The sequence below is a fragment of the Citrobacter sp. Cf132 genome, from assembly GCF_030333885.1.
In the GTDB taxonomy this organism is placed as follows: domain Bacteria; phylum Pseudomonadota; class Gammaproteobacteria; order Enterobacterales; family Enterobacteriaceae; genus Citrobacter; species Citrobacter freundii.
Genome location: NZ_JAOWFA010000057.1, coordinates 587,969 through 609,983 on the forward strand (window position 1 = coordinate 587,969; position 22,015 = coordinate 609,983).

Here is a 22,015-nt window from a genome sequence, read left to right on the forward strand (position 1 = left end):
TTCGTTCGTTGAATAGGTACTATGACGACCTTTCTATAAGGAGCTCACTATGTCCCAAACACTGAATGCCGATCAGGAACTGCTCTCGGACGTTGTTGCCTGTCAGCTGGTTATCAAGCAGATTCTGGATGTTCTTGATGTTATTGCCCCAGTAGAAGTGCGGGAGAAAATGTCCAGCCAACTGAAAAGCATCGATTTCTCCAGCCATCCTGCGGGCGCCGATCCGGTTACTATGCGCGCAATACAAAAAGCAGTTGCCTTGATCGAGTTGAAATTCACGCCGCAGAATGAATCTCACTAAAATAAACCGTTGTTTCAGGTTTTAGAAAGGTTTTTTTGCGCCTCGCAGAATGAGAGGCGTGAGCGTAGAGAAAATTAAGCACCAGCCGGATAAGGTGCGTCGCATCGTTATCCGGCATTAACACGATGAAAATTGAAGATTAGTGATGTTGATAATTCACGACGTTCAGCAGATGCTTATCGGTTTGCGCCATGCACAGTCCCGCACGTTTAGCGCTGCGGACTTCATCAAGAATCGTTTGTAACAGCACGCCATCCTGCTGCTGCTCTTTTTCCAGATCGTGAAGAAAATCAATGGTTGTTGCATCATTCAAGGCTTCTGCTTCATTGGTCAAGCGTGATAGCTTGCTGTAACGCTGTTGGTATTCATCCAGCGTTTTCTGAAACAGTTCTTCAAGAGAAGTTAGTTCATCACCCGGAACATCAATAGCCTTGACGATGGGGTTAGCCCCGGCACTTTTCATAAAATTGAACATACGCATCATTTGAGTCACGTTACCTTGTGCCTGAGTGCGTAGAAAGGTTGCGGTGCCAGTCAGGCTGTGTTCGTAACACCATTCACTGAGATGCAGGTAAAGATTCGATGCGTAGAACTCGAGGTTCATTTGTGTGTTGAGTTTATGAACAATTCCAACTGCAGCCATATCAATATCCTTATTTCCAGAAAGGGGGATGTACGTTACTTACGTCAGTGCAACGGGCTGCCGCTACACATCACCTCTACGTACAATTAAAACTGTTAGCAGAATAAATCCGTTCCGCCGGTCCTTTAGTGATCACGAATTATATTCGCTCCCGATCGAGATTCAGCATAACTCCTGTTCCGACTTAAGAAAATCCTTAAATCTGCGTATTTATGATTTTTTACATATTGTCATAGCAATATTAGTGATTTTTCTGCTTGTGTATATAAGTGGTGTGAATATAAGAGATTGATATTTATGGGATTAAATCCAAGTATTAATATTGAAATGATGTTTCATATCACGAAATTGAATTTCACAATCAGGTATTGTCTCTCACCGGATGATTATCCGGCCTTGGGATGGAGAAATTTCATTATCGGGACGTGTCAGTGAACGTTATCTGCTGGCTAATTTTTTGCGCCAGATCAGTTTTGTGGAAATTAATAAAGCTAAGCGCCTGAATGATTCGGCATTTATGGTTTGGTGTATTTGGAAAAATCGAGGAGTGTGTATGAAAAAGGTTGCCGTGCTACTGGCACCTGGTTTTGAAGAGGCGGAAGCCATTGTTACCATTGATATTCTGCGCCGCCTGCAGATCGAAGTTGAAACACTGGCCTGCGCCGAGTCCCGTGCGGTGGTGAGCTATCATGACGTGCCGATGGTGACGGACAGCACGCTGGCTGCGCGTCAGACGGATCTTTACGATGCCGTTGTGTTACCGGGCGGGCCGCAGGGCAGCGTTAATCTTGCCGCCAGTAAGGCTGTCATCCAGTTTATCGCTCGCCATGACGAGGCAGGAAAACTCATTTGCCCGGTGTGTTCCGCGGCTGCGCGCGTGCTGGGTGGCAACGGCCTGCTGAAGGGGCGTCGCTACGTGTGTTCGGGGGATCTGTGGCAAAACGTAACGGATGGGGAATATATCGATGCGCCGATTGTGGAAGATGGCAACCTGATTAGCGGTAAAGGGTTAGGGCATATTTTCGATTTTGCATTGACGCTTGCGGCGCGTCTATTGGGAGATGATATTCCGGTTCGCGATCACGCTGATCACATTTATTACCGATGGTAATCATTTTCCCGAATACTCCGGTATTCGGGAACAAGGATTCGTTGGCTGATGTTATGGACTAATCTGCTATTCCTCTTTTTTCCCGTCGACAAAACCGCGTTTTTTTATGTCATTTCCCGCTGAATTTATGTACGCAATTACTGTAATTCTGTGGTGTGATGCCGCTCTCTTATGGAGAATCAATTTCCCGCTACAAATACTCTCAGCACTGGCATTGATCTTATCAATAAAAGGTAATGCCTTGTTTTACGTCCGAATTACAAAAAATCGTCTGATTTTACCCTACATAAAAGAACGTTAAAGCTGGAGTTAACCATGCACAAATTCACTAAAGCGCTGGCTGCCATCGGTCTGGCGGCCATTATGTCACAATCCGCTATCGCTGAATCCATGAAGCTCGGTTTCCTGGTCAAACAGCCGGAAGAACCGTGGTTCCAGACTGAATGGAAATTCGCCGATAAAGCCGGTAAAGACCTTGGTTTTGAGGTGATTAAAATTGCCGTCCCGGATGGTGAGAAAACCCTTAACGCCATCGACAGCCTGGCTGCAAGTGGAGCAAAAGGGTTTGTTATTTGTACGCCAGACCCAAAACTGGGGCCAGCTATTATGGCTAAGGCGCGTGGCTACGATATGAAAGTCATTGCCGTCGATGACCAGTTTGCCAATGCCAAAGGTAAGCCGATGGATACCGTACCGCTGGTGATGATGGCGGCAACCAAAATTGGTGAGCGCCAGGGCCAGGAGCTGTACAAGGAGATGCAAAAACGCGGTTGGGATGTGAAATCCACCGCCGTAATGGCCATTACCGCCAACGAACTGGATACCGCACGTCGTCGTACTTCTGGTTCAATGGAAGCGCTTAAAGCCGCAGGCTTCCCGGAAAAACAGATTTACCAGGTCCCAACAAAATCGAATGACATCCCCGGCGCATTCGACGCCGCTAACTCCATGCTGGTTCAGCATCCTGAAGTCAAACACTGGCTGATTGTCGGCATGAACGACAACACCGTGCTGGGCGGCGTACGTGCAACCGAAGGGCAGGGCTTCAAAGCGCCAAACGTGATTGGTATCGGGATTAACGGCGTTGACGCGGTTAGCGAACTGTCTAAAGGCGAAGCGACCGGGTTCTACGGTTCACTGCTGCCAAGCCCGGACGTTCACGGCTACAAGTCCAGTGAAATGCTCTACAACTGGGTAACGAAAGGTGCAGAGCCACCGGCATTCACTGAAGTGACGGATGTGGTGCTGATTACCCGCGATAACTTCAAAGAAGAGCTGGCGAAGAAAGGCTTAGGCGGTAAGTAACACAAATGCCGGATGTGACGTCAACGCGTCTTATCCGGCCTACGAATTGCGTCCTCAGAAGGCCGGATGAGGCAAAGCCCCCCTCCGGCATAAAGATCTGACTCACGGAGACGTTATGCAACAGTCTACCCCGTATCTCTCATTTCGCGGCATTGGCAAAACGTTCCCCGGCGTTAAGGCGCTGACGGATATCAGTTTCGACTGCTATGCCGGACAGGTGCATGCGCTGATGGGCGAAAATGGCGCCGGGAAATCAACACTCTTAAAAATTCTCAGCGGTAACTATGCGCCAACGACGGGATCATTGACGATCCGCGGACAAGAAGTTTCCTTCGCGGATACCACTGCCGCGCTCAGCGCCGGCGTCGCCATTATTTATCAGGAACTGCATCTCGTCCCGGAAATGACCGTTGCCGAGAATATTTATTTAGGGCAGTTACCGCACAAAGGCGGGATTGTGAACCGCTCGCTGCTGAACTATGAAGCAGCAATCCAGCTGAAGCATCTGGGCATGGATATCGATCCCGATACCCCATTGAAATACCTCTCCATTGGTCAGTGGCAGATGGTGGAGATTGCAAAAGCGCTGGCGCGAAACGCCAAAATTATTGCGTTTGATGAACCGACCAGTTCCCTGTCAGCACGTGAGATTGAGAATCTGTTTCGTGTCATCCGTGAGCTGCGCAACGAAGGACGCATCATTCTGTACGTTTCGCACCGTATGGAGGAGATTTTTGCTCTCAGCGATGCCATCACTGTGTTTAAGGATGGTCATTACGTCAAAACGTTCACGGATATGCAGCAGGTCGATCACGACGCGCTGGTGCAGGCGATGGTCGGGCGCGACCTCGGGGATATCTATGGCTGGAAATCCAGACCGTATGGCGCAGAGCGTCTGCGGTTGCATGAGGTAAAAGCCCCGGGCGTGCGTACACCAATCAGTTTATCCGTGCGAAGCGGTGAAATTGTCGGGCTGTTTGGCCTGGTGGGGGCCGGACGTAGCGAATTAATGAAAGGACTGTTCGGTGGTACGCGTATCACGGCGGGCCAGGTATTTATTGATGAACAGCCTATCGATATCCGTAAACCAAGCCATGCCATTGAAGCAGGGATGATGCTGTGCCCGGAGGATCGCAAAGCCGAAGGGATCATTCCGGTCCATTCAGTGCGCAACAACATCAACATTAGTGCACGACGTAAGCATGTTCTGGGGGGATGCGTGATCAACAACGGCTGGGAAGAGACCAATGCCGATCACCATATTCGTTCACTCAACATCAAAACACCGGGTGCAGAGCAACTGATCATGAATCTCTCCGGCGGTAATCAACAGAAGGCTATCCTCGGTCGTTGGTTATCGGAAGAGATGAAGGTGATTTTGTTGGATGAGCCTACACGCGGCATTGATGTAGGCGCCAAGCATGAAATTTACAACGTGATTTATGCCCTCGCAGCGCGCGGTGTGGCCGTATTGTTTGCTTCCAGTGACCTGCCAGAAGTGCTCGGTGTCGCCGATCGTATTGTGGTGATGAGAGAAGGCGAAATTGCCGGTGAGTTACTTCATGAACAGGCGGATGAGCGCCAGGCGTTGAGCCTTGCTATGCCTAAAGTCAGCCAGGCTGTAGCCTGAATAAGGAGAGTATGATGTCTTCCGTTTCTACATCGGGTTCTGGCGCAGCGAAGTCGGCGCTAAATCTGGGCCGCATTTGGGATCAATACGGTATGCTGGTGGTGTTCGCCGTGCTGTTCCTCGTTTGTTCCCTGTTTGTGCCAAACTTTGCCACCTTCATCAATATGAAGGGACTGGGGCTGGCAGTATCGATGTCGGGCATGGTCGCGTGTGGGATGCTGTTTTGTCTGGCATCCGGTGATTTCGACCTGTCTGTCGCATCTGTGATTGCTTGTGCTGGTGTTACCACTGCCGTAGTCATTAACATGACTGAAAGTTTGTGGATTGGCGTGGCTGCCGGACTTCTGCTCGGTATTCTGTGTGGCCTGGTGAATGGGTTCGTGATTGCGCGGTTAAAAATTAACGCCCTGATCACTACTCTTGCGACGATGCAGATTGTACGTGGTCTGGCTTATATTATCTCCGACGGTAAGGCTGTCGGGATTGAAGACGAGCGTTTCTTTACACTCGGTTATGCTAACTGGTTTGGTCTGCCTGCGCCTATCTGGATCACTGTCGTTTGTTTCATTGTCTTTGGTTTACTGCTGAACAAAACCACGTTTGGTCGTAATACGCTGGCCATTGGGGGCAATGAAGAGGCGGCGCGCCTGGCAGGGGTTCCGGTTGTTCGTACCAAGATTATTATCTTTATTCTTTCCGGTCTGGTATCCGCCATTGCCGGGATTATCCTCGCATCGCGTATGACCAGCGGCCAGCCAATGACCTCAATCGGTTATGAGTTGATCGTGATTTCAGCCTGCGTGTTAGGGGGCGTTTCGCTTAAAGGTGGCATCGGAAAAATCTCATATGTGGTGGCCGGGGTGTTAATCCTGGGTACGGTTGAGAATGCGATGAACCTGCTGAATATCTCTCCGTTCGCGCAGTATGTGGTACGTGGCCTCATCCTGCTGGCGGCGGTGATCTTCGACCGTTACAAGCAAAAAGCGAAGCGTACCGTTTGATGATTTAAACCCTAACTTTTTAGTCTAGCTTCTGCCCATCGCCAGCCGCTACCCGGCTGGCGATTGTTTTTCCAAATGGCGAGCATGGTCACACTGTCTATACTTATATCCGTCATACATCATCTATACGCCGCGATCCGCGTGGCGTTCTGACTATGATGAGGAGGATAACCGGGTGACAGCATCACTGATCTTACCCCCTGAACAATCTGTAAACTGTGCTTACTTTTTTGATCTCGATGGGACACTTGCTGAGATTAAACCCTTTCCCGACCAGGTCGTTGTCCCTAAGGCAATCCTGCAATGTTTACATCAGTTAGCGACGCATAATGCGGATGCGCTGGCATTGATTTCAGGGCGCTCAATGGTTGAGCTTGACGCACTCACTACTCCGTTTCGTTTTCCGCTTGCCGGAGTGCATGGGGCAGAACGCCGTGACATCAATGGTCAAACGCACATAGTACACCTGCCTGAAGGTATCGAGCGTGAAGCTGGGGCTTTATTACACGCAGCGTTAGTGACGTTACCGGGGACGACGCTGGAAACCAAAGGTATGGCTTTCGCGTTGCACTATCGCCAGGCACCCGAACACGAAGCTGCGCTGATTACCCTGGCTGAACGCATCACGCGCAGATGGCCGCAGCTTGCTCTGCAGCACGGAAAATGTGTCGTGGAAATAAAGCCTAAGGGCAGCAATAAAGGCGACGCGATAGCTGCATTTATGCAGGAAGCGCCTTTTGCTGGCCGGATCCCTGTGTTTTTCGGTGATGATCTGACAGATGAAACAGGATTTGCTGTGGTTAACCGCGCTGGCGGTATTTCCGTGAAGGTGGGGATCGGGCCGACGCAGGCGACATGGCGTCTGGATGGTGTCAGGGATGTCTGGCGCTGGCTGGAGCAAATTGACTCTTCGCAGCAAGAATCGAAAGCAACGAATAACAGAAGAGGTGGCTATGAGTCGTTTAGTCGTAGTATCTAATCGTATCGCCTCACCAGATGACAAAGGGAGCGCGGGTGGGCTCGCGGTCGGTGTACTGGGCGCGTTAAAAGCTGCTGGTGGTCTGTGGTTTGGCTGGAGTGGTGATACAGGTAATGAGGATAAACCGTTAAAAAAAGTCACGCGTGGCAATATCACCTGGGCCTCGTTTAATTTGAGTGAGCAAGATTACGAAGAGTATTACTGCCAGTTTTCAAATGCGGTTTTATGGCCCGCATTTCACTATCGACTGGATTTAGTTCAGTTTCAGCGCTCTGCCTGGGAAGGCTACCAACGGGTTAATGCCTTACTGGTAGATAAACTTCTGCCGCTGCTTGGCGATGACGACATCATCTGGATTCATGATTACCATCTGTTGCCGTTTGCCTGCGAGTTACGTAAGCGCGGTGTGAATAACCGCATCGGTTTTTTCCTGCATATTCCTTTTCCGACGCCGGAAATTTTTAATGCGCTCCCTCCACATCTGGCGCTACTTGAGCAAATGTGTGATTTTGATTTGCTTGGTTTCCAGACCGAAAACGATCGCCAGGCCTTTCTGGACTGTCTCGCAGCCCAGACTCGGGTGTCCACGCATAAAGATAAGCAGCACCTGGCATGGGGAAAAGCGTTTCGCACTCAGGTCTATCCCATCGGTATCGAACCTGATGAGATTGCACGACAGGCGTCCGGGCCGCTGCCGCCAAAACTGGCGCAGCTAAAAGCGGAGCTTAAAAATGTGCAGAATATTTTCTCCGTGGAGCGTCTGGATTACTCCAAAGGCTTGCCGGAGCGCTTTCAGGCCTACGAGGCCTTACTGGAAAATTATCCGCAGCACCACGGTAAAATTCGCTATACGCAGATAGCGCCGACCTCGCGTGAAGAGGTGCAGGCCTATCAGGATATTCGCCACCAACTGGAAACAGAAGCAGGGCGAATCAACGGCAAATATGGGCAACTGGGCTGGACGCCGCTTTACTATCTGAACCAGTACTTTGATCGTAAATTGCTGATGAAGATCTTCCGCTACTCTGACGTAGGATTGGTGACCCCGTTGCGCGATGGTATGAACCTGGTGGCGAAAGAGTTTGTGGCCGCACAGGATTCTGCTAACCCTGGCGTGCTGGTTTTATCGCAATTTGCCGGGGCGGCGAATGAGCTAACCTCTGCGCTTATTGTTAATCCTTATGACCGGGATGAAGTGGCAGGCGCATTAAACCAGGCGCTGACGATGCCACTTACCGAACGCATCTCGCGCCACGCTGAAATGCTTGAGACTATCGTTAAAAACGATATCGACAACTGGCAGGCGACGTTCATTAGTGATCTTAAAACAGTCACGCCGCGTCGGAGTCAATGCCAACTGCCAGACAATATTTCTTCCTGTTCTAAACTCGCATGAAGTCCTGGCGCTGTGTATTAATCTCCGGCTAGCGGAACCAGAAGAACGTCCACCTGGCTGGTATGAATCACGCTTTTCGCTGAACAGGAAGCGCGTGAAAAAAAACTGTGGTTATGGTTGCCGTAAATGACCAGGTCAATGGCGTATTTGCGGCATACATCCAGGATATGTTCATTCAGAGCCCCATAGGTAATAAAGGTATGCTCAATGGGGTATTCTGCTTCTTTGCTAAGTTTGTCGATAAAATCCTGAGTTTCTTCCTGCATGACTTCACGCAGGTCTTCCAGCATGGGAGCTGCAAACTGGTTATACAGTTCGGGGTCTGAGACCAGTGTAATCAGGCTAATTCGGGCGTTGACAGGGCGAGCGATAGAAACCGCCTTGTTTAACAACTGCTGACTTTCAGGGGTGGCGGCAACAGCAACAAGAATGTGCGAATAGCTCATAACTCGCTCCTTTTTTTCAAGAATTATGAGAGGGCTTTTCAGCTTTACTCAGCTTACTCCATACTGCAACGTTTCCTTCCTTCATAGTGTGAATGTCATCATGATTATTCATTAATTATTCTTATAAATAGAATAATCGATTCATATTGGTTGCAGATATGTTCAGGTAACTTAAGTAAAACCCACGGTTAATGAAAACAATGTGTTAATAAAAAATAAACATACATTAACATTTGCAAGGTCGTCACATCGCGGTATTAATTAATCGCTCTAAATATTTAAGTCATTGTTTATAAAGAATTTAATTAAAAAAGTTTTTTGAGTTAAATATGTGATCCAGCTCGCTATTTCACGGCGTGATATTAACGGTCGTGAACATAATACTATTCGCTTTTATTGCAAGAATATTCGTACATCAGGAATCGAAATGGATAATGGAAGGTTAAGAAATAAGCAAAGTAAAAGCCATGCTGATGGATTTATGTTAAGTGTTTGGCTGGTTTATGTGATCTTGATCACATATTCTTTAAATTCGCAGCATAGCTCCGTTGTATGTGTAACTGACGGCGGGTAGAGTTGCGTCGAATTAGGAAAAATCTTAGACATTTGTAAGAATTGATGTGAGCTTGTAAGGGACGCTGCCTTCTTAAAAGGGATTGTTTAGACGACGCGTAAGTGTCGTTACGCTGCTATGTATTTGACCTTTTGCTTTTTTTTACCGGGCCTTCCCGGCGACATCACGGGGTGCGGTTTTACCGCATGAAAACAATGTTGGTTATTATGGATGCAAATAATGCATACATCCGAGTTGCTGAAACACATTTATGACATCAATTTGTCATATTTATTGCTTGCACAGCGTTTGATCGTTCAGGACAAAGCATCTGCGATGTTTCGCCTTGGTATCAGCGAGGAAATGGCGGACACGTTGGCAACATTAACACTTCCTCAAATGGTCAAACTGGCCGAAACAAACCAACTGGTATGTCATTTCCGTTTCGACGATCACCAGACTGTTACTCGCCTGACGCAAGACTCCCGCGTTGACGATCTTCAGCAAATTCATACTGGTATCATGCTTTCAACACGCCTGTTAAGCGACATCGATGATGCAGCACGTAAGAAAAGGGCTTGATGATGAGCGAAAAAAGCATTGTTCAGGAAGCGCGTGATATCCAGTTGGCAATGGAATTAATCACATTGGGCGCCCGTTTGCAAATGCTGGAAAGCGAAACGCAATTAAGCCGTGGTCGATTAATCAAGCTGTACAAAGAATTACGCGGTAGTCCTCCGCCAAAAGGGATGCTCCCGTTTTCCACCGACTGGTTTATGACGTGGGAACAAAATATTCATGCGTCGATGTTTTGCAATGCATGGCAATTCCTGCTCAAAACGGGTCTCTGTAGCGGCGTGGATGCCGTGATTAAGGCGTATCGGTTATATCTTGAGCAGTGTCCGCAGCCTGAAGAAGGGCCATTGCTGGCGTTAACTCGCGCGTGGACGCTGGTACGATTTGTCGACAGCGGATTGCTGGAGTTGTCCCAATGCAATTGCTGCGGTGGGAATTTTATCACCCATGCACACCAACCCGCAGGCAGCTTTGCCTGTAGTTTATGCCAGCCGCCATCAAGGGCCGTAAAAAGACGTAAACTTTCCCAGAATGCTGCCGATATTATTCCACAACTGCTGGATGAACAGATCGAACAGGCTGTTTAACTGATACGGTGTGGATGAACACTCCAGCAGCGGTAAGCGATTACCGCTGCTTTTTTTTGTCCTGACCTTACGTTAATTGCCCGACTGCGCATCCTGTCATAGTCAATTGCGAAAGGATGATGTCGTGCTTATCTTATTAGGTTACCTGGTTGTTATTGGTACAGTTTTCGGCGGTTACATGATGACCGGCGGACACCTTGGGGCACTCTATCAACCGGCTGAGCTGGTGATTATCGGTGGCGCGGGTATTGGGGCATTCATCGTCGGTAATAACGGGAAAGCCATCAAAGGGACGATGAAAGCGATCCCGCTGCTTTTCCGTCGTTCGAAATACACCAAAGCGATGTATATGGATCTGCTGGCGCTCCTGTATCGCCTGATGGCCAAGTCACGTCAACAGGGCATGTTCTCGCTTGAGCGCGACATCGAAAACCCCAAAGAAAGTGAAATCTTCGCCAGCTATCCGCGCATTCTTGCCGATGCCGTAATGCTTGATTTTATTGTCGATTATCTGCGCCTGATTATCAGCGGCAATATGAATACGTTCGAAATTGAAGCGCTGATGGACGAAGAAATTGAGACTCATGAGAGTGAGGCCGAAGTTCCGGCGAATAGTCTGGCGATGGTCGGCGACTCACTGCCGGCATTCGGGATCGTCGCGGCCGTTATGGGGGTTGTGCATGCACTGGCTTCTGCCGATCGCCCGGCAGCAGAGCTGGGGGCGTTGATTGCGCATGCGATGGTGGGAACATTCCTCGGTATTTTGCTGGCCTATGGATTTATTTCTCCGCTTGCCAGCGTTCTGCGCCAGAAAAGCGCTGAAACAACCAAAATGATGCAGTGCGTGAAGATAACGCTGCTCTCCAATCTGAATGGCTACGCGCCGCCGATTGCCGTTGAATTCGGTCGTAAGACTCTGTACTCCAGCGAACGTCCTTCGTTTATCGAACTGGAAGAACATGTTCGTGCGGTGAGAAATCCAACTGCGCAACAGACGACCGAGGACGCATGAAAAATCAGGCCCATCCCATTATCGTTGTAAAGCGACGCAAACATAAGAATCACGGTGGTGGGGCGCATGGCTCGTGGAAAATCGCCTACGCCGATTTTATGACCGCGATGATGGCCTTCTTTCTGGTGATGTGGCTCATTTCTATATCCAGCCCTAAAGAATTGATCCAGATTGCCGAATATTTCCGTACACCGCTGGCCACCGCGGTGACCGGGGGAAATCGTATTTCGAATAGCCAAAGCCCGATTCCAGGCGGCGGGGATGATTACACCCAGCAGCAGGGTGAGGTGAACAAGCAGCCGAATATTGATGACCTGAGAAAACGTATGGAACAGAGCCGCTTGAGCAAACTTCGTGGCGATCTCGATCAACTGATTGAATCCGATCCCAAACTGCGAGCGCTGCGTCCGCATTTAAAGATTGATTTAGTTCAGGAAGGGTTGCGGATACAGATTATCGACAGTCAGAATCGCCCAATGTTTAAGACCGGTAGTGCTGAAGTTGAGCCGTACATGCGCGATATCCTGCGCGCGATTGCACCAGTGCTCAACGGGATCCCTAACCGGATCAGCCTTTCCGGTCACACGGATGATTACCCTTACGCGAATGGTGAGAAAGGGTACAGCAACTGGGAATTGTCTGCCGATCGCGCAAATGCATCGCGTCGCGAGCTGGTTAGCGGCGGTCTGGATGATGGAAAAGTATTACGTGTGGTAGGTATGGCCGCCACGATGCGTCTGAGCGATCGCGGTCCTGAAGACGCTATCAACCGCCGTATTAGCCTGCTGGTTCTCAATAAGCAGGCAGAAGAGGCCATTTTGCATGAAAACGCTGAAAGCCAGAATGAGCCGGTAAGTGTCTTACAACGGCCAGCGGAACTCCCGCCGGTAAGCGTTCCCACATCGCCACCAGCCAATCCGAGGTGATAGCGTGAGCATGGATATTAGCGATTTTTATCAGACATTTTTTGATGAAGCTGACGAACTGTTGGCTGATATGGAGCAACACCTTCTTGATTTGGTTCCTGAAGCCCCGGACTCCGAACAGCTGAATGCCATTTTTCGTGCAGCGCACTCGATTAAAGGCGGGGCGGGCACCTTCGGCTTTACCATTTTGCAGGAAACGACCCATCTGATGGAAAACCTGCTGGATGAAGCGCGGCGTGGCGAGATGCAGCTCAATGCCGACATTATCAACCTGTTTTTGGAAACGAAAGATATTATGCAGGAACAGCTCGACGCCTATAAAAGCTCAGTGGAGCCTGATGCCGACAGTTTTGAGTATATTTGCCAGGCGTTACGGCAGTTAGCGCTCGAAGCGAAAGGTGAAACCGCACCGTCAGTTGTCAACTCAGCAAAACTGAGCGTTGTTGATAGCACCGCGATGCAGGAAGAGGCGGTTGCAAAGCCTGAACTCGCCAATGAAGAGAGCAAAAAACGCATTACTCTCTCGCGTCTGAAAGCCAGCGAAGTGGATTTGCTGGAAGAGGAACTGGGAAATCTGGCGACCTTAACCGATGTGGTAAAAGGAAGCGACACGCTGTCAGCTACGCTTGATGGCAACCTCGCAGAAGATGACATCATTGCAGTACTCTGCTTTGTCATTGAAGCTGACCAAATTGAATTCGAAACCGTCAGCGCAGCGCCCGCGACTGTTGAAACTGAAGAGGTAGCCGTTGTCGCGAAGCCGCAGCCGGTTGCCGTTGCGCCAGCGGTGAAAGCCGCCGCCAGTGACGCGCCACATGGGCGCGCGGAGCGTGAAAAACCAGCCCGCGCCAGCGAGTCGACCAGCATCCGCGTAGCGGTTGAGAAGGTCGATCAGCTCATTAACCTGGTCGGTGAGTTGGTGATCACCCAGTCGATGCTGGCCCAGCGATCTAACGAACTGGATCCCGTCAATCATGGCGATCTCATCACCAGCATGGGTCAGTTACAACGTAACGCCCGCGATTTGCAAGAGTCGGTGATGTCGATTCGTATGATGCCAATGGAGTATGTGTTCAGTCGTTTCCCTCGTTTGGTGCGCGATCTGGCCGGTAAGCTGGGTAAACAGGTCGAGCTGACGCAGGTAGGTAGCTCAACCGAACTCGATAAGAGCCTGATTGAACGCATCATCGATCCGTTGACGCACCTGGTGCGTAACAGCCTCGACCATGGTATCGAACTGCCGGAAAAACGCCTTGAATCCGGCAAAAGCCCAATCGGCAATCTGACGCTTTCCGCGGAGCACCAGGGTGGGAATATTTGTATTGAAGTGACTGACGATGGCGCTGGCCTGAACCGCGAACGTATTCTGGCCAAAGCTATCTCCCAGGGTATGCCGATCCACGAAAACATGAGCGATGACGAAGTGGGTATGTTGATCTTCGCTCCAGGCTTTTCGACCGCCGAACAGGTGACGGATGTCTCTGGACGCGGCGTGGGTATGGATGTGGTGAAGCGAAATATCCAGGAGATGGGCGGCCATGTTGAGATCCAGTCCAAACAGGGACAGGGGACCACTATTCGCATTCTGCTGCCGCTGACGCTGGCGATCCTCGACGGGATGTCCGTGCGTGTGGCGGATGAGGTCTTCATTCTGCCACTAAATGCCGTTATGGAATCGCTGCAACCGCGCGAAGAAGATCTCCATCCGTTGGCCGGAGGCGAACGCGTTCTGGAAGTGCGTGGCGAATATTTACCGCTGGTTGAGTTGTGGAAGGTCTTTGAGGTTGAAGGCGCTAAAACTGAAGCGACTCAGGGCATTGTGGTTATTTTACAAAGTGCAGGGCGTCGCTATGCGCTGCTGGTCGATCAGTTAATTGGCCAACACCAGGTAGTGGTCAAAAACCTGGAAAGCAACTACCGCAAAGTGCCAGGTATTTCTGCAGCAACGATCCTCGGCGACGGCAGCGTCGCGCTGATTGTCGATGTCTCTGCATTGCAGGGATTAAACCGCGAACAACGTGTGGCGATCACAGCCGCCTGATTGAGTGAGAAGGGAATAATATGACCGGTATGAGTAATGTAACTAAACTGGCCGGCGAACCGTCAGGTCAGGAATTCCTCGTGTTTACGCTGGGGGATGAAGAGTACGGTATCGATATCCTGAAAGTGCAGGAAATCCGTGGTTATGATCAGGTGACGCGCATCGCTAACACGCCTGCGTTTATCAAAGGCGTCACGAACCTGCGTGGTGTGATTGTGCCTATCGTCGACCTGCGCGTGAAATTTAGCCAGAGCGATGTGGATTACAACGAAAACACCGTGGTGATTGTGCTGAACCTGGGTCAGCGGGTGGTTGGGATTGTGGTGGATGGCGTTTCGGATGTGCTGTCTCTGACAACGGATCAAATCCGTCCGGCACCGGAGTTTGCGGTCACGCTGTCGACGGAATATTTGACGGGATTGGGTGCGCTGGGTGACCGAATGCTGATTCTGGTCAACATTGAGAAGCTGCTGAACAGCGAAGAAATGGCGCTGCTGGATATTGCCGCTTCCCACGTCGCATAATCGCCATAACTCATCCGGCCTACAATGATTGCTATTGTAGGCCGGATTAGCGTAGCGTATCCGGCAGATTTCCTTCTTACGCTTCCCGCTCAACCAGCTCAGGTTCTTCTTCCAGTAAACCTTCATCCTGCGCCAGCATCGCCGTTGCAATCCCATTACCTAATACGTTGATTGCTGAACGTCCCATATCCAGGAAGTGGTCAATACCCATCAGTAGCAGAATTCCGGCAACCGGAATATTGAAGCTTGGGATGGTTGCCGCCAGTACCACCAGCGCTGAACGCGGCACACCGGCAATTCCTTTGGACGCCAGCATCAGCGTCAGCATCAGGACGGTGATTTCTGCGAAAGAGAGGTGAATATTATAGGCCTGCGCGATAAACATGGAGGCAAATGAACAATAGACCATGGAACCGACCAGGTTGAACGAATAACCGATAGGCAGCACGAATGACACGATGTTGGGTGAGCAGCCAAATTTAGTTAATTGCTCCAGCGTTTTCGGATAAGCGGCCTCAGAGCTGCTGGTGGTGAATGCGACCAGAACCGGGTCTTTCAGCATGCTCACCAGGCGAAATACCTCTTTTTTCAGCATGACATAACCCACCGCCAACAGAACCAGGCAGGTCAGCAAAATCGCCACATAGTAGCCGCCGATAAACGATGCATAGTTAAGCAGGATCCCCAGACCCTGGGTAGAGATTACGGAAGAGATGGCGGCAAAAATTGCCAGCGGCGCGACGTACATCACGTAGCCGGTCACCTTCAGCATAATGTGGGAAACCACATCCAGCGCGGCAACCAGCGGAGCGTTAAATTTCTCTCCGAGCGATGCTCCACCAATACCGAAGAACATTGAGAACACCACGATTTGCAGGATCTCATTGTTAGCCATTGCCTCGGCTATGCTGGTTGGAATGGTATGTGTCAGAAAACCTTTCAGGCTCATGCCGCCTACGGCCAGACCGGTGTCGGTGGCTTCCAGCGGGATCGCAAGGTTTAACCCGCTCCCGGGTTGCTCAAGGGAAACCACAAACAGACCGACCAGAATAGACAATACAGAAGAGCTGATAAACCAGATCATCGCTTTGCCGCCCACGCGACCGATGGTGGACGTTTCCCCCAGGCGCATAATACCAACGGTCAGGGTGCTGAATACTAAAGGCGCAATCACCATCTTAATCAGACGTAAAAAGATGTCGGTGAGAAGCGTAATATTATCGGCCCAGGCGGTCACAACGCCGGGGGAGGCATAAGAGTGGATCACCGCACCCGACAGGATCCCCGCCAGCATGAAGATCACGATAAACAACGTGAGTTTGTTTGCATTTGCCACTAAAAAGCCCTCAGTAAGGATTTAACATTTATTGATCTGTTACTCATTTTTTATACTTATTAAGTGGTAACGAAGTATTCATCATATAAATTGGATTAAAGCGTAAACGGATACAACTTTTTTTAATTTTTTATCCATTTTGTTGTGGTATTTACGATACGTATGTGTGATCCAAATCACACAAAAAAGTGTATTTCAGCCAATCTGGCCGTGCTCACCGATGAGTATGAATGTTATTTGCATGATAATTATGGTGTTTTTATGTGAATAATTTGTGGTTGCTGCACACCCGTTTTACCTTCCCCTCGCCAGGCTTCACATCCCTTCAGGATTTCCTTTTTGCAAACGTAAAGTTATCTCTGCCACTGCCGATAACGTTGGTAACTCGTTTTCAGGAAGGTGCCTTATGTTTAACCGTATCCGCGTTGTTACAATGCTGATGATGGTGCTGGGGGTTTTCGCACTGCTACAGCTTGTTTCCGGTGGTCTGTTGTTTTCTTCATTGCAGCAGAATCAGCAAAGTTTTGTTATTTCTAACGATCTTCGACAGCAGCAAAGTGAACTCACCTCAACATGGGATCTGATGCTGCAAACACGAATCAATTTAAGCCGTTCTTCTGCGCGCATGATGATGGATGCGTCTAACCAGCAAAGCAGTGCCAAAAACGATCTGCTGAAGAATGCGAAAGCTTCGCTGGCGCAAGCTGAAACGCATTACGCAAAATTTAAAAACATCACACCGTTGCCGGAAATGGCAGAAGCCAGCGGCAACGTTGAGGAAAAATATCAGCAGTACCATGCGGCCTTGGCAGAACTGGTTCAGTTTCTGGAAAGCGGCAATATGGACGCCTACTTTGCGCAGCCTACGCAGGGAATGCAAAACGCACTCGGCGAGGCGCTGGGCAAGTACGCCAGCGTTAGCGAAAAGCTTTACGTTCAGGCATTTGATCAAAGCGCGCGGGATTACCATTTCGCCCAATGGCAGCTTGGCGTGCTGGCCGTGGTGCTGGTGCTGATTCTGGTGGTGGTCTGGTACGGCATCCGTCATACCCTACTTAATCCTCTGTCCCGTGTTATTGCCCATATTCGGGAAATCGCCAGCGGTAACCTGACCGCAACTCTTGCCGTTAGTGGTCGTAACGAAATCGGCGAGCTGGCCAGTACGGTTGATCATATGCAGCGCTCGCTGACGGAAACCGTCACTCTGGTGCGTGAAGGCTCTGATGCGATTTATTCCGGTACCAGCGAAATTGCCAGCGGAAACACGGACCTCTCATCTCGTACGGAACAGCAGGCGTCTGCGCTGGAAGAGACTGCAGCCAGCATGGAACAACTGACCGCAACCGTGAAGCAAAACGCGGACAATGCGCGTCAGGCCTCGCAACTGGCGAAAAGCGCCTCGGACACCGCGCAGCATGGCGGCAAAGTGGTTGATAGCGTGGTGAACACCATGCACGAAATTGCCGATAGCTCGAAGAAAATTGCCGACATCATTAGCGTCATCGATGGCATTGCCTTTCAAACCAACATTCTCGCACTGAACGCGGCGGTTGAAGCTGCCCGCGCCGGTGAGCAAGGCCGCGGCTTTGCCGTGGTGGCGGGCGAAGTGCGTAATCTGGCAAGCCGCAGTGCGCAGGCGGCGAAAGAGATTAAAGCGTTGATTGAAGATTCCGTTTCCCGGGTTGATACCGGTTCTGTACTGGTAGAAAGCGCTGGGGAAACGATGAACGACATCGTCAATGCCGTGACGCGGGTGACCGATATCATGGGTGAGATTGCCTCGGCCTCCGACGAGCAAAGCCGGGGGATTGATCAGGTTGCGCTCGCGGTCTCTGAAATGGATCGCGTTACGCAGCAGAACGCCTCTTTGGTACAGGAGTCGGCTGCCGCAGCGGCCGCTCTTGAAGAACAGGCCAGTCGCCTGACGCAGTCGGTATCGACTTTCCGTCTTGCGTCACGTCCGGCCTCGACAAAACCACGCGATACACGATTACCTGCAGCGCCGAGCGCATCCTATCCGCGCCAGAGCATTGAACAAGATACGAATTGGGAAACATTTTGACTGACAGTTAAACCGCGGCCAGTGCCGCCTGATGGGAGCGTTGATGTTTAATCGTATTCGAATTTCGACCACGCTGTTTTTGATTTTAATCCTCTGCGGTGTTTTGCAGATTGGCAGTAATGGCTTGTCCTTCTGGGCATTTCGGGACGGTTTTCAGAACCTGAATCAGGTCGAACGGAGTAATCAGCAACGCGCTGCGCTGGCCCAAACCCGCGCTGTGTTATTACAGGCCAGTACGGCCCTTAATAAGGCAGGGACGCTGACCGCCCTGAGCTATCCGCCAGAGGACATCAAAACGCTGATGACCCTCGCGCGCGACAGCCTGGCGCAGTCTGAATTGATGTTTAAACGCTTTATGGCGACGTCGGATTCGACGGAACAAGGCAAGGCGCTGTTTAGCGCGACGGAGAAAAGTTTCAACCAGTGGCACAGCGATCTCGCGCATCAGGCCACCTGGCTTGAAAACAATCAGTTGTCAGATTTTCTGACCGCGCCGGTGCAGGCGGCTCAAGATGCTTTTGATGCGAATGTGAATGCGTGGCAGAGCAACATCGACCGCGTGTTGCAAACGGCAGGAGAGCAGAGTCAGCGCAATTACCATATGTCGGGGGTGATTTTCGCCACCATGGTGGTCCTGGCGGCACTGCTCACCAGCGGTGCGCTGTTCTGGTCACGCAAGATGATTGTTCAGCCGCTGGCGATTATTGGCAGCCATTTCGACAGTATTGCCGCGGGGAATCTGGCACGGCCAGTAGCGGTTTATGGGCGCAATGAGATCTCGGCCATTTTTGCCAGCCTGCAGAAGATGCAAAAGGCATTACGCGAAACAGTAAATGACGTTCGTCAGGGCAGCTCAGCCATGCATAGCGGTATTTCAGAAATCGCGATGGGCAATAACGATTTATCTTCGCGAACCGAACAGCAGGCGGCCGCGCTGGCACAAACGGCGGCCAGCATGGAACAACTTACCGCCACCGTCGGCCAGAACGCTGATAACGCGCGCCAGGCGTCAGGAATCGCCAAAAGTGCGGCAGACACAGCGCATAAAGGTGGCGAGCAGACGTCCCGGGTTGCCAGCACCATGCATGAGATTTCTGCCAGCTCGCAGAAAATCGGCGACATCATCGGCGTGATTGACAGCATTGCCTTCCAGACCAATATCCTGGCGTTGAATGCCGCGGTCGAGGCCGCCAGGGCAGGGGAGCAAGGGCGTGGTTTTGCCGTCGTCGCTGGTGAAGTGCGTAATCTGGCAAGCCGTAGCGCGCAGGCGGCGAAAGAAATTAAAGGGCTCATTGAGGAGTCAGTCACCCGGGTGCATCAGGGCTCGCAACTGGTGGATATGGCGTCGCGCACGATGACGGAAATTGTCAGTTCGGTGACCCGGGTTAACGACATCATGGGCGAGATTGCCTCGGCATCCGATGAACAGCGCAGAGGCATTGAGCAGGTGGCGCAGGCCGTCAGCCAGATGGACTCAGTGACGCAGCAAAACGCCGGGCTGGTGGAAGAAGCCGCATCCGCCACCGGACAACTCGCTACACAGGCCGATAATCTTTCCGCCTGTGTCGCATTTTTCAAGCTTGAAGAGCAAACCGTAGCAAAACAAGAGTTGGCGCAGCCGCAGGTTGCGCCCGTTGTATCCTGAATGTGATTGAGAAGGCGCTATGACATCATCTCTGCCCACTGGGCAAACGTCATTATTGTTACAGATGACACAGCGCCTCGCGCTGTCTGACGCGCACTTTCGTCGGATATGTCAATTAATCTACCAGCGTGCGGGGATCGTACTGGCCGACCACAAGCGGGATATGGTTTATAACCGCCTGGTCCGCCGTTTGCGTACCCTGGGGCTGGATGACTTTGGTCGCTATCTGAGCATGCTGGAAGCTAACCAGAACAGTGCTGAGTGGCAGGCTTTTATTAACTCCCTGACTACCAACCTGACCGCATTTTTTCGCGAAGGGCATCATTTTCCGGTGCTGTCAGATCATGCTCGTCGGCGCAGCGGTGAATACCGCGTCTGGAGCGCGGCAGCGTCAACCGGAGAAGAACCCTACAGCATTGCGATTACGCTTGCCGATACCTTAGGTATGGCACCGGGCCGCTGGCGTGTTTTTGCCAGCGACATTGATACCGAAGTGCTGGAAAAGGCCAGAAACGGCATTTATCGCCTCGATGAGCTAAAGACGCTGTCACCCCAGCAGTTGCAGCGTTATTTCATGCGCGGCACCGGGCCGCATGAAGGGTTGGTACGCGTTCGGCAGGAACTGGCAGGTCATGTTGAATTTTCCAGCGTCAATTTACTGGATAAGCAGTACAACGTGCCAGGCCCTTTTGATGCCATATTTTGCCGTAACGTGATGATCTATTTCGATAAAACGACGCAGCAGGACATTTTGCACCGTTTTGTTCCACTTCTTAAACCTGACGGACTGCTGTTTGCAGGTCATTCAGAAAACTTTAGCAACCTTGTGCGCGAGTTTAGCCTGCGTGGACAGACCGTGTATGCGCATGCGCCAGGTAAGGATAAAGCATGAGTAAAATCAGGGTGTTGTCGGTAGATGATTCTGCATTGATGCGTCAAATCATGACCGAAATTATTAACAGCCACAGTGATATGGAAATGGTGGCGACGGCGCCGGATCCGTTGGTCGCCCGGGATTTAATCAAAAAATACAATCCCGACGTCCTGACGCTGGACGTGGAAATGCCGCGCATGGACGGCCTCGATTTCCTTGAGAAGTTGATGCGCCTGCGTCCGATGCCGGTGGTTATGGTTTCTTCACTGACCGGTAAAGGTTCTGAGGTCACGCTGCGGGCCCTGGAACTGGGGGCGATTGACTTTGTCACCAAGCCTCAGTTGGGGATCCGCGAAGGCATGCTGGCGTATAGCGAGATGATTGCGGAGAAAATCCGCACCGCATCGCGGGCAAAACTGGCCGCCCACAAACCCTTGGCGGCACCGACGACCTTGAAAACGGGGCCATTACTCAGTTCAGAAAAACTGCTGGTCATCGGCGCCTCAACCGGAGGAACAGAGGCAATTCGCCATGTACTCCAGCCATTGCCGCTTTCAAGTCCCGGTATTCTTATTACCCAGCATATGCCGCCAGGATTTACCCGTTCGTTCGCCGAACGTCTGAACAAACTGTGTCAGATTACCGTGAAAGAGGCAGAGGACGGAGAGCGCGTTCTCCCTGGGCATGCGTATATCGCGCCTGGCGACAAGCATATGGAGCTGGCGCGCAGCGGCGCGAACTATCAAATCAAAATTCATGACGGTCCGCCGGTTAACCGGCACCGGCCCTCAGTGGATGTGCTGTTTCATTCGGTGGCGAAACATGCGGGGCGTAATGCCGTTGGGGTGATCCTGACCGGTATGGGCAACGATGGCGCAGCCGGAATGTTAGCGATGAACCAGGCGGGTGCCTGGACCATTGCGCAAAACGAAGCAAGTTGTGTGGTGTTCGGCATGCCGCGCGAGGCCATCAATATGGGTGGCGTAAGCGAAGTGGTCGATCTTAGCCAGGTGAGCCAGCAAATGCTGGTGAAAATTAGTGCCGGACAGGCAATACGTATTTGAATC

Annotated in this window: 20 protein-coding genes; 17 read left to right on the top strand and 3 right to left on the bottom strand. The window is 51.0% G+C overall.

Features of this window, described 5'->3' with window-relative positions; genetic code table 11:
• Positions 1 to 49 precede the first annotated feature (49 nt).
• Positions 50 to 301, top strand: coding sequence for a DUF2766 family protein (locus tag OGV85_RS16240; RefSeq protein WP_003034595.1), 252 nt, complete (start codon positions 50 to 52; stop codon positions 299 to 301).
• Between the two features lie 139 nt (positions 302 to 440).
• On the opposite strand, the gene OGV85_RS16245 is transcribed toward OGV85_RS16240, so the two are convergent.
• On the bottom strand, positions 441 to 944 hold the full coding sequence (locus tag OGV85_RS16245) for a non-heme ferritin-like protein (protein ID WP_003034597.1): 504 nt from the start codon (positions 942 to 944) through the stop codon (positions 441 to 443).
• A gap of 553 nt (positions 945 to 1,497) precedes the next feature.
• Between OGV85_RS16245 and OGV85_RS16250 the strand changes: the two genes are divergently transcribed.
• From OGV85_RS16250 to otsA, 6 genes are all read left to right on the top strand, one after another.
• The gene (locus OGV85_RS16250; RefSeq protein ID WP_003034599.1) at positions 1,498 to 2,055 is read left to right on the top strand and encodes a DJ-1/PfpI family protein; all 558 of its coding nucleotides are present in this window, start codon (positions 1,498 to 1,500) and stop codon (positions 2,053 to 2,055) included.
• Positions 2,056 to 2,370: 315 nt separating this feature from the next.
• Positions 2,371 to 3,360, top strand: coding sequence for an arabinose ABC transporter substrate-binding protein (locus OGV85_RS16255; protein ID WP_003034602.1), 990 nt, complete (start codon positions 2,371 to 2,373; stop codon positions 3,358 to 3,360).
• A 115-nt stretch (positions 3,361 to 3,475) separates the two neighbouring features.
• Positions 3,476 to 4,990 carry an arabinose ABC transporter ATP-binding protein AraG gene (gene araG, locus OGV85_RS16260; RefSeq protein WP_016150536.1) on the top strand — a complete coding sequence of 505 codons (1,515 nt, stop codon included), beginning with the start codon at positions 3,476 to 3,478 and terminating at the stop codon, positions 4,988 to 4,990.
• 14 nt (positions 4,991 to 5,004) lie between these two features.
• Entirely contained in the window at positions 5,005 to 5,991 is a 987-nt protein-coding gene (gene araH / locus OGV85_RS16265) for an L-arabinose ABC transporter permease AraH (protein WP_003034609.1), read from the top strand.
• A gap of 175 nt (positions 5,992 to 6,166) precedes the next feature.
• Positions 6,167 to 6,970, top strand: a complete 804-nt coding sequence (gene otsB / locus OGV85_RS16270; RefSeq protein ID WP_061548586.1) for a trehalose-phosphatase — start codon at positions 6,167 to 6,169, stop codon at positions 6,968 to 6,970.
• The gene (gene otsA / locus OGV85_RS16275) at positions 6,945 to 8,366 is read left to right on the top strand and encodes an alpha,alpha-trehalose-phosphate synthase (RefSeq protein WP_061548585.1); all 1,422 of its coding nucleotides are present in this window, start codon (positions 6,945 to 6,947) and stop codon (positions 8,364 to 8,366) included. The genes otsB and otsA overlap by 26 nt, the downstream gene beginning before the upstream one ends.
• A 17-nt stretch (positions 8,367 to 8,383) precedes the next feature.
• On the opposite strand, the gene uspC is transcribed toward otsA, so the two are convergent.
• Positions 8,384 to 8,812: a universal stress protein UspC gene (gene uspC / locus OGV85_RS16280; protein ID WP_061548584.1), complete on the bottom strand. Its 429-nt coding sequence runs from the start codon at positions 8,810 to 8,812 to the stop codon at positions 8,384 to 8,386.
• A gap of 793 nt (positions 8,813 to 9,605) precedes the next feature.
• Between uspC and flhD the strand changes: the two genes are divergently transcribed.
• From flhD to cheW, 6 genes are all read left to right on the top strand, one after another.
• The gene (gene flhD / locus OGV85_RS16285) at positions 9,606 to 9,947 is read left to right on the top strand and encodes a flagellar transcriptional regulator FlhD (RefSeq protein WP_003034622.1); all 342 of its coding nucleotides are present in this window, start codon (positions 9,606 to 9,608) and stop codon (positions 9,945 to 9,947) included.
• A complete protein-coding gene (gene flhC, locus OGV85_RS16290; protein WP_008785071.1) occupies positions 9,944 to 10,528 on the top strand; it encodes a flagellar transcriptional regulator FlhC in 585 nt (194 codons plus the stop codon). Before flhD ends, flhC begins: the two co-directional genes overlap by 4 nt.
• 124 nt (positions 10,529 to 10,652) lie before the next feature.
• Positions 10,653 to 11,540 (top strand): flagellar motor stator protein MotA, encoded by an 888-nt coding sequence (gene motA, locus OGV85_RS16295; RefSeq protein ID WP_003034628.1) that lies wholly within the window; start codon positions 10,653 to 10,655, stop codon positions 11,538 to 11,540.
• A complete protein-coding gene (gene motB, locus OGV85_RS16300; protein ID WP_003034631.1) occupies positions 11,537 to 12,466 on the top strand; it encodes a flagellar motor protein MotB in 930 nt (309 codons plus the stop codon). The genes motA and motB overlap by 4 nt, the downstream gene beginning before the upstream one ends.
• A gap of 4 nt (positions 12,467 to 12,470) precedes the next feature.
• The gene (gene cheA / locus OGV85_RS16305; protein ID WP_061548583.1) at positions 12,471 to 14,507 is read left to right on the top strand and encodes a chemotaxis protein CheA; all 2,037 of its coding nucleotides are present in this window, start codon (positions 12,471 to 12,473) and stop codon (positions 14,505 to 14,507) included.
• A 20-nt stretch (positions 14,508 to 14,527) separates the two neighbouring features.
• Positions 14,528 to 15,031 (top strand): chemotaxis protein CheW, encoded by a 504-nt coding sequence (cheW, locus tag OGV85_RS16310; protein ID WP_003034638.1) that lies wholly within the window; start codon positions 14,528 to 14,530, stop codon positions 15,029 to 15,031.
• Positions 15,032 to 15,107: 76 nt separating this feature from the next.
• Here the strand turns inward: cheW and OGV85_RS16315 are convergent, their stop codons facing one another.
• Positions 15,108 to 16,367 carry a dicarboxylate/amino acid:cation symporter gene (locus OGV85_RS16315; RefSeq protein ID WP_003034641.1) on the bottom strand — a complete coding sequence of 420 codons (1,260 nt, stop codon included), beginning with the start codon at positions 16,365 to 16,367 and terminating at the stop codon, positions 15,108 to 15,110.
• A 406-nt stretch (positions 16,368 to 16,773) separates the two neighbouring features.
• On the opposite strand from OGV85_RS16315, the gene tar reads away from it, so the two are divergent.
• The 4 genes from tar to OGV85_RS16335 are packed head-to-tail and all read left to right on the top strand — an operon-like array spanning position 16,774 to position 22,012.
• Complete coding sequence (gene tar, locus OGV85_RS16320) at positions 16,774 to 18,429, top strand: methyl-accepting chemotaxis protein II (RefSeq protein ID WP_003833879.1); 1,656 nt, start codon at positions 16,774 to 16,776, stop codon at positions 18,427 to 18,429.
• A gap of 43 nt (positions 18,430 to 18,472) precedes the next feature.
• Positions 18,473 to 20,074 (top strand): methyl-accepting chemotaxis protein IV, encoded by a 1,602-nt coding sequence (tap, locus tag OGV85_RS16325; RefSeq protein ID WP_057101305.1) that lies wholly within the window; start codon positions 18,473 to 18,475, stop codon positions 20,072 to 20,074.
• Between the two features lie 19 nt (positions 20,075 to 20,093).
• Complete coding sequence (cheR, locus tag OGV85_RS16330) at positions 20,094 to 20,966, top strand: protein-glutamate O-methyltransferase CheR (protein WP_003034649.1); 873 nt, start codon at positions 20,094 to 20,096, stop codon at positions 20,964 to 20,966.
• Positions 20,963 to 22,012, top strand: coding sequence for a protein-glutamate methylesterase/protein-glutamine glutaminase (locus OGV85_RS16335; protein WP_003034651.1), 1,050 nt, complete (start codon positions 20,963 to 20,965; stop codon positions 22,010 to 22,012). The genes cheR and OGV85_RS16335 overlap by 4 nt, the downstream gene beginning before the upstream one ends.
• The last annotated feature ends 3 nt before the right edge of the window (positions 22,013 to 22,015 follow it).